Origin of the sequence: Azospirillum rugosum (assembly GCF_017876155.1) — a bacterium.
GTDB classification, from domain to species: Bacteria; Pseudomonadota; Alphaproteobacteria; order Azospirillales; family Azospirillaceae; genus Azospirillum; species Azospirillum rugosum.
On sequence record NZ_JAGINP010000042.1, the window covers coordinates 20,421 to 27,523 of the forward strand.

Here is a 7,103-nt window from a genome sequence, read left to right on the forward strand (position 1 = left end):
GACAAGAGCTGAATAGTCAGCATCGTTTCCTCCTCCACACATTGCTTGTTGTATTGGTTGTCAACGGAGATATCGATGGCGCCAGTCATTGGCTTACGCCTACCTGCATATCCAGCGCCACGTCGATAATCATGTCCTCCTGGCCGCCCACCATTCGGCGACGGCCGAGCTCAGCGAGGATCTCGCGCGTGTCCACCCCATAGATCTTCGAGGCGTTCTCCGCATGGCGCAGGAAGCTCGAATAAACCCCAGCATAACCCAGGGCGAGGCTCTCGCGGTCGACCCGCACGGGGCGGTCCTGCAGCGGGCGCACCAAGTCGTCGGCCGCATCCATCAGGGCGTAGAGGTCGCAGCCGGTGTCGATGCCCTTGCGGTTGAGCACGGCGATGAGCACCTCCAGCGGCGCATTGCCGGCGCCCGCGCCCATGCCGGCGAGGGACGCATCCACCCGCACCGCCCCCGCCTCGATGCCGGCGACCGCATTGGCGACGCCCAAGGTGAGGTTGTGGTGGGTGTGGACCCCGATCTCCGTCCCGGGCCGCAGCGCATCCCGCAGCGTCTTCACCCGCAGCGCATAGTCCTCCGGCAGGAGGGCGCCGGCGGAATCCGTCACATAGATGCACTCCGAGCCATAGCTCTCCATGAGCTTCGCCTGCTTGGCGAGGGCTTCGGCCGGAATCATGTGGGCCATCATCAGGAAGCTCGCCGTGTCCATCCCCAGTGAACGGGCGGCCTCGATATGCTGGCGCGACACATCGGCCTCGGTGCAATGGGTACACACCCGTACCGAGCGGGCGCCCGCCTCATAAGCATGCTTGAGGTCGTGCACCGTGCCGATGCCGGGCAGCAGCAGCACCGTGACCACCGCATGCTGGCATTCCTCTGCTACCGCGGCGATCCATTCGGCATCGTCATGGGCGCCGAAGCCGTAATTGAAGGTCGAGCCGCTGAGACCGTCGCCATGGCTGATCTCGATGGCATCCACCTTCGCCCGGTCGAGGGCGCGGGCAATGGCACGGGTCGTCTCCAGGTCATACTGGTGGCGGACGGCGTGCATGCCGTCGCGCAGGGTGACGTCCTGGATATAGAGCTTGTCGGGGTTCGGGCGGGCCATCACGCGGCCTCATTGGCGAGCACGCTGCCGGCCCAGCGATCGGCGGTGGTCAGCGCGGCGGATGTCATGATGTCGAGATTGCCGGCATAGGCCGGCAGGTAGTGGGCGGCGCCTTCCACCTCCAGGAGGATGGTGGTCTTCAACCCCTCGCAGGGACCGATGCCAGGAATGCGCAGCGGCGCGTTGCCGCCGATGGATTCGAACTGCACCTTTTGCTTCAGCCGATAGCCAGGCACGTACTTCTGCACCTCGGCGACCATTTCGGCGACGGAAGCGGCGATGGCCTCGCGTTCGCCGCCCTGGGAGAGGGTGAAGACCGTGTCGCGCATGATGAGCGGCGGCTCGGCGGGATTGAGGATGATCACCGCCTTGCCGCGCTCGGCTCCGCCCAGCACCTCGATCGCCTTGGAGGTGGTCTCGGTGAACTCGTCGATGTTGGCGCGGGTGCCCGGCCCGGCGGACTTCGAGGAGATGGAGGCAACGATCTCGCCATAGACGAGGCGTTTCGTGGCCCGTTTCACCGCATAGACCATGGGAATGGTCGCCTGGCCACCGCAGGTGACCATGTTGACGTTCGGCTCGTCCAGATTGGCCTCGCCATTGATTACCGGGATGGTGAAGGGGCCGATGGCGGCGGGGGTGAGGTCGATGACCTTCTTGCCGTCCTTCTGGAGCAGTGCGTTGTTGTGCACGTGCGCCTTCGCCGAGGTGGCGTCGAAAACGACGCGAATGTCCTTGTAGTTGGGCAGCCTCAGGAGGCCCTCGATGCCCTCGTGGGTGACCGGTACGTTGAGGCGCGCGGCGCGGGCGAGGCCGTCCGAATTCGGATCGATGCCCACCATGGCCCCCATCTGGAGGTGCCGGGACGTGCGCATGATCTTGATCATGAGATCGGTGCCGATATTGCCCGACCCGATGATGGAGCACTGAACTTTGGCATCTCGCATAACCTACTCCTTCGCAAAAGCAGCCCGTACGCACCCCAATCCATCGATATGCACGTCGAACTCATCGCCTGGAATCACCGGAACCATGGGCCCGAGCGCGCCCGAGAGAACAGTGTCGCCCGCCCGCAGCGGACGGCCCGTACGCGCCATGATCCGGGCCAGCCATAAGGCGGCATTCAGGGGGGATCCGAGACAAGCGGCACCCGCGCCGGTACTTACCCGTAGCCCGGCCTTTTCCATCATCATTTCGCAGCCGCGCAGGTCAAAGCCCCCTGCATCCAACCGCCGCGGCATCGAGCCCAGCACGTAAAGTCCGGAGGATGCATTGTCAGCTATAGTATCGCTGATCTTGATGTCCCAGTTGGCGATGCGCGAACCCACGATTTCTACGGCGGGCACGGCGTAAGCGATGGCCAGAAATAGATCCGCAAATGTAGGCTGATCACTCTCGAGATCCCGTTCCAGCACGAATGCGATTTCGGCTTCCACCTTCGGCTGCATCAAATCCTTTAGAGAAATCTCTTCCCCATCGCTACGGGCCATATCAGCGAAAAGCATCCCATAATCGGGTTGATCCACGCCCAGCTGCTTTTGCACGGCCAGAGACGTTAAGCCGATCTTACGACCCACCAAGCGACGACCAGCTTCCAGGGCCCGTTTCGTGTTGAGCTCCTGAACTTGGTACGCGACGTCAACATCGCAAGGTCCGATCAACTCACGCACGGGCGAAACTGGAATACCTGTCCGCCCCGCCTCGAAAAGGCGATCGGCTGCCTTCCTAACCGCCTCTGGGGTCACTGTCGTCACGGCATCCATTGAGGGGATCACTCCTGAATCAGACGATATCGCCTAGAGGCGGTATCCAACACCTATGCCGATGATGGTCGGATTGATCGTTAGGGGGGCCGACTCCGAAATGCCGCTTGCGATCGCGGTCACATCCGTCGCCAGTATCATTTGTTAACATGGCTTTCCTCCCGGCGATATGAGCAATCTATGCTCTATTTTTTCCACATCTACTTCGGGGCAGCGAAGCGGTGCCCCCAGACGCTGATCGTGTCGTACCGAACGACGGACCAGTCAGCCGCGACGTGGCGTGCGCCCCAGCCGTATTCCACCGCGAAGCCGGAAGGGGTCGCCCCATAAAACGAAATCATCTGATCGTTCGAGTGCCTCCCCAAAGTTGCTACGACCGCGTCGGCGGCCTCAAACCGGTCGAAGGCGAACCCCACGTCATCGAGATGTTTCGTCTCGAGCATGAAATGATGGAGACGTTTCTCGAGCGGCAACTTGGAAATGGCCAGCGTGTGATGACGCGTGTTGCAGTGCAGAAAATACAGCTGCACCGTCAGATCTTCACGCAGCTTCCAGTCAATGATATCGGAGACCTGAAATCCGAGCGCTTTGATGTAAAAATCGAGCGCGCTGCCGACATCCGAGACATTCAGGACATAGTGGCCGAAGCCCTGATCACCAGTCTGGAAACCCGAAACACCGGCCGGAGAGTGAAAAGGCCGCTCGAAGAGCTCCGTCGCCCCGTAGTAGATTTCAACCCTGTTGTTTGCCGGGTCCGCGCATGAGATCAGCCCGAGAACACCGCGGTCCAATGCAATGTCCGCGCCCTCAACGGTCACCGCGACACCATGCTCCTCCAACCGCTTTTTGACTGCCCACAGGGCATTCTCGCTATCTACTTCGTAGCCCGACAACACGATGTCGTCGGCTGAGCCTTTTTCGATATTCAGGCGCCACGCCCGGGAATCGATGCGAAACCGAGCCCCATCATCACTTGCAGAGCATTCCATCATACCGAGCTTGTCGGTAGCAAAAGTGCACCAAGCAGACACGTCCGTTACTTCGAAGCCCAGGTATCCAAGACGCTGAACGCTCATTTTTGCCTCCCTACTTTTCGAAATGTCGGACCGCCTATCCAGAGGCGGAGCGCGTCACGTCTCGGCGAGAAAATCCTCAACGAGTCGAATGAAGCGTGCCGCCTGCTCGATTTGTACCCAATGCCCGCATCGGCCGAAGACATGCAGCTGAGAGGCCACAATGAGATGATTCAGCCGAAGAGAGGTCTCCAGCGGCACGACATTATCATCGCGGCCGTGCAAGATAAGCGCTTCTTGGGAAATGGCGCGAATATCGTCCTCGTTGCTGGCGAGTGCGCTGACCCAACGCTGCCTCGGCACGGGAAACATCGCGGAGAACGATTCCTGAAAGCCCGGCCTGATGCTCGCCTTGTACCGTAATTCCGCGAGTTCATCGTTCACGAGGCTTCTGTCGTAGGCGAAATAGTCCATTACCTTGCGCATATTCTGCACCGATGGCTCATATCCCCACACGGCGTTGAGACCCTCGGTGAGATCAAAATTAACTCCTGCCGAACCCATGAGGACGAGACGCCGCACTCGCTTCGGAAATCTAATAGTGAAGGCCAGTGACAGCGCGCCACCGAATGAATTCCCGACGAGATCGACAACATCGAGATTCAGAGCATCCAAAATATCCGTGAGGTGCTTGATCCAAAGATCGAGATTGTATTCAACGTCGTGTGGCCGCTCGGTGAAGCCGAAGCCGACCATGTCGGGTGCAATGACGCGTCTATGTCGAGACAACGCGGGGATCACCCCTCTCCAGTTCGCCCAAGCCGTGACGCCGGGTCCCGAGCCATGAATAAGCGCGACAGGCGCACCCGATCCGACGTCATGAAGGTTCGTCGCGATTCCGTTTGCATCGATCGTTCGGGCAATGTCCGGATAGGCTTCCTGCACGATATCCCTCCCGGTCCCTTGGGACGTTTGTCACAACTGCTTTCCGCGGGTTCCACTGCGGAATGGTGGGGCGCACGAACTAAGGGATTCAAACGTCAGGGCAGGCGCAAGAGCCCCACCGACGGTCGCTTCCTCTCCATCCGGTGCTCCGCACCTCTCTCATATCGTTTTGTGACGATAAAAACGATATTCTGGTTCGTCAAGTGGTTTTGTGACATGAAAACTTTGGGGTATGCTATATTGACTTTTGTTATCGAATCGCGCCGTCCCGGACGGTCCCAGTAGGGTCATGCGCCAACGTTGGTCAGGCAGATTTGGAGCTAAGGAGAGATGGTTGACCGCGGAAACATTGAGAACGGGTCTGGCGCGGAGCTTGGTGGCGCGCGGTTTACAGAGAAGAAACTAACGGCCATAGAGTGTACGTATGCAGTAGTTAGAAGCCGGATCGTTGAAGGAGTGTATCCACCAGGTTCCAAGCTTCATCTCGAAACGCTAAAGTCGTCGTTCGGTATTAGCGGTAGCACCCTCCGCGAAGCGTTGACCCGGTTGATGGCGGATCGGCTTGTACTCACCGAAGGCCAAAAAGGGTTTCGCGTGACGCCGATGTCGCTGTCGGACCTTGAGGATCTGACAGATGCCCGCATAAAGTTGGAGACAAGCGCGTTAGCTGAGAGCATCAAGCTGGGTGATGACGCTTGGGAAGATAACCTAGTCACTTGCTTTCACCGCCTTGCTCGTGCGCAGGAAAGACTTGAGGCCGATCCCGCCGTTTCCTTCGATGCGTGGGAAGTTCGGAACAAGGAGTTTCACGAGGCGCTTGCGGCGGCATCGCCTTCAGCTTGGCTTGCTCGGTTTAGACGGGTTCTGTTTCAAAGTTCCGAACGCTACCGTCGACTTTCTGGCACGATGGGACCGATTCCGTTTGAAGTGCACAATGAGCATGAGGAAATATTCAAAGCTGCGATGGCGCGGGACACGGATAAGGCGGTATCCGCACTTGCTGAGCATATTCGGCGATCCGTGAACGTTATACGAGCAAAGGCATTGCACCCTGACTGATGAGTGAGAACGAAAGTGGAGGATGTCTCGCCCAATGTTGAAATGGGCGCGGTTCATGGCGCTTTCCGGCATCGCCGCCGAGAACCTCGAAAGCGTATCCGGCATCGCGCCGCGCACCATCGCCAGCACGCGGCAACTGGAGGGCGTGGTGTCCAGTGCCGCTGCGTCCGATGCGAAGGCCGTGCTGGTCGCTGATCCGCAACAGCTGCAGTCAATCGAGACGGGCGCGGCGTTCGGCTCGATCCACGAACACCACGGCTGGGCGGAGGTCCGAGAGGTGCGCCGCGAGCAGGAGGGCTGGCAGCGCGACCCTGCAGCCGATCTGGCAACCTGGCAACCTGCAGAACCGTCGATGCAATCCATACCTGTAGCTGCTTGAGATCATCGGCGGCCGTGCTCGCTTTCATCGCCGAATCCTGCTCGAAATCGGTGAGAACGAGACGGGGCTTATGCTCAGATTAACTGCGACTGTGCTCGCAGTCGGTGCGACATGCTCGCAATCATCCGGCCTTGCTCACATTGCGTGAGACGATGGCCCAGTTAGAGCGGCAGCCCAGCCCCCTGCATCTGTTGCGTCAGTTCCTGGGCTCTGGCTCCTCCCAGTTCACCACGGAGAAACTGGCGGATCTCCGCCGGTTTGACGCTGAACTGGTCGGCCGGGGAGCGCACGCTGTAGCCGTGACGGGTCAGCCGCGGTTCCAGATCGTCGAGCTGACGCGACAGGATGCTCTCGACCACCTGGACTGTGACCGGTCGGTCCCCGGGCCGGAATGCTTCCTCGAACGCAAGGGTCAGATGCTGCTCGATCTGAAGCGGGGTCTTCAGGCGGCTGGCCAGCAACTCCACGGCCACCGTCTCGATCAGCTCGCCGATGTCGATGCCCTCGCCGGCACAGCGTGCGAGGAGCCAGCGGATGTAGGCGAGCTGGTTGCCCGCCATGCCGTCGAACTCGAACACCACCGACCGGTAGCCGATCTCTTCCATGGTCGGGCGCCGGAGGTCGTTCCGGAGTTTGGGATGGCCCACCAGCACCACGGAGAGCATGCCGCCGCCATCGGCCACCACCTCCATCAACCGTTTCAGGCCGATTAGAGCATCGCGCGTGAAATCTGAACCCACAATATTCACGGAGGTCGGCGTTGGAGGCTGGCGTGGAGCGAATTTCGCTGTAGGATCAAGTTGCTAGACCAAACCCGCAACGACGTCCGC

At 60.1% G+C, this 7,103-nt stretch carries 8 protein-coding genes; 2 read left to right on the forward strand and 6 right to left on the reverse strand.

Annotated features, from left to right (window positions below):
* Positions 1-85: 85 nt before the first annotated feature.
* The 5 genes from dmpG to J2851_RS34515 all read right to left on the reverse strand — a co-directional run bounded on the left by dmpG (position 86) and on the right by J2851_RS34515 (position 4,835).
* Entirely contained in the window at positions 86-1,114 is a 1,029-nt protein-coding gene (dmpG, locus tag J2851_RS34495; RefSeq protein WP_209773523.1) for a 4-hydroxy-2-oxovalerate aldolase, read from the reverse strand.
* Positions 1,114-2,061 (reverse strand): acetaldehyde dehydrogenase (acetylating), encoded by a 948-nt coding sequence (locus J2851_RS34500; protein ID WP_209773534.1) that lies wholly within the window; start codon positions 2,059-2,061, stop codon positions 1,114-1,116. Before J2851_RS34500 ends, dmpG begins: the two co-directional genes overlap by 1 nt.
* 3 nt (positions 2,062-2,064) lie before the next feature.
* The gene (locus J2851_RS34505; RefSeq protein ID WP_209773579.1) at positions 2,065-2,877 is read right to left on the reverse strand and encodes a fumarylacetoacetate hydrolase family protein; all 813 of its coding nucleotides are present in this window, start codon (positions 2,875-2,877) and stop codon (positions 2,065-2,067) included.
* 200 nt (positions 2,878-3,077) lie between these two features.
* A complete protein-coding gene (bphC, locus tag J2851_RS34510; protein ID WP_209773583.1) occupies positions 3,078-3,953 on the reverse strand; it encodes a biphenyl-2,3-diol 1,2-dioxygenase in 876 nt (291 codons plus the stop codon).
* A gap of 54 nt (positions 3,954-4,007) precedes the next feature.
* The gene (locus tag J2851_RS34515; RefSeq protein ID WP_209773586.1) at positions 4,008-4,835 is read right to left on the reverse strand and encodes an alpha/beta fold hydrolase; all 828 of its coding nucleotides are present in this window, start codon (positions 4,833-4,835) and stop codon (positions 4,008-4,010) included.
* A gap of 330 nt (positions 4,836-5,165) precedes the next feature.
* Between J2851_RS34515 and J2851_RS34520 the strand changes: the two genes are divergently transcribed.
* Complete coding sequence (locus J2851_RS34520) at positions 5,166-5,894, forward strand: GntR family transcriptional regulator (RefSeq protein WP_209773590.1); 729 nt, start codon at positions 5,166-5,168, stop codon at positions 5,892-5,894.
* Positions 5,895-5,928: 34 nt separating this feature from the next.
* On the forward strand, positions 5,929-6,273 hold the full coding sequence (locus J2851_RS34525) for an AAA family ATPase (RefSeq protein ID WP_246501129.1): 345 nt from the start codon (positions 5,929-5,931) through the stop codon (positions 6,271-6,273).
* A gap of 161 nt (positions 6,274-6,434) precedes the next feature.
* On the opposite strand, the gene J2851_RS34530 is transcribed toward J2851_RS34525, so the two are convergent.
* Complete coding sequence (locus J2851_RS34530) at positions 6,435-6,965, reverse strand: hypothetical protein (RefSeq protein WP_246501130.1); 531 nt, start codon at positions 6,963-6,965, stop codon at positions 6,435-6,437.
* Positions 6,966-7,103: the final 138 nt, after the last annotated feature.